Source organism: Thiocystis violacea (assembly GCF_016583575.1).
Classification (GTDB): Bacteria; Pseudomonadota; Gammaproteobacteria; order Chromatiales; family Chromatiaceae; genus Thiocystis; species Thiocystis violacea.
In genome coordinates this window covers 1-1,054 of the sequence record NZ_NRRG01000147.1, presented here as the reverse complement: position 1 = coordinate 1,054, position 1,054 = coordinate 1, and the positions used below count along the sequence as shown (strand labels likewise).

Annotated in this window: 1 protein-coding gene; it reads left to right on the top strand. The window is 47.6% G+C overall.

The window, feature by feature from the left end; translation table 11 throughout:
- Positions 1-879 precede the first annotated feature (879 nt).
- Positions 880-1,054, top strand: a 175-nt coding sequence (locus tag CKO27_RS23870; RefSeq protein WP_200377400.1) for an IS1 family transposase, incomplete at its 3' end; no start/stop codon positions are given.

Sequence of the window (1,054 nt, the reverse complement as noted above, 5' to 3'; positions counted from 1 at the left end):
AGCTTCGGCGCCGAACGGCTCTGTGTCCTCGGATTCATGCTCGATGGACGACCGTTCAAGGTCGAGCATGACATGAGGCTCGTGCTGTATTAGCTAGGCGAGGCTATTCGTTTTGTACTGTACTGAGGTCTATATTGGAAGAACTTACATCAGAGAAGAGCGAGAGCAGAAAGGAGCAAAGGAACGATTCAAAAGCCATCACTCTAACAAAGGAATGGAATACGGGATTCCGCTTTTTGCAATAAGAAGAGATTACGTCGAAAGGACTGAAAAATTAGCTATCCGATTAGTTGGATTATGGAGTGACGCCGGAAAGTTATGCTGCAACAATAGCGTCTTAGATAGCAGAGGACGTCTCTCAGAGGACGAGCTTCAATTGATTTATCTCTGCATCAAAGAAATATAGATATTGGTAGCGCCCTTCTCTATATGATTTCACAGATGAGCTTTGGCTGAGAGAGTGCTATTATAATGATGGACGAAATACCAAATAGCGAGGTAGCGAGGTAGGGTAGAGTGACCACGGTATGACGCCGATCGCTGGCACGGAGGTTGATTGGTCACGAAACCCACCGAACCAACGCACCAATGCTTGACCTTTGAACGCCCTCGGAAAACCGGGGGCGTTTTTGATTGACGCCAACCTGACACCTCTGCACAAGGTTTGATGAGTTTCGCTATCGCTCGACTCATCCTTGCGCCCCGACCAACTCGCGTAAACCCTCAGGAATGGTACCTCGATCGACAGGATCGAGGTCAGCGTTGACCGCTGGAAAGATGGGTTTCGCTGCGCTCTACCCATCCTACGAATTAGGGCACTACCCGCGCGGGTAGTGCCACAATCTATATGATCTATTATCTGACTGGATTTATTCAAACATGAATCACTGCCCTACTTGCAACTCTACCAAGATCGTGAAGAATGGATTTAATGCAACCGGAAAGCAAAACCATCTTTGTCGGGAATGTGGTCGTCAATTCGTGCTTGACCCCTTGGTTTCAGATATTTCTGAAGAGACCAAATCGCTGATTGATCGACTGCTTCTTGAACGGA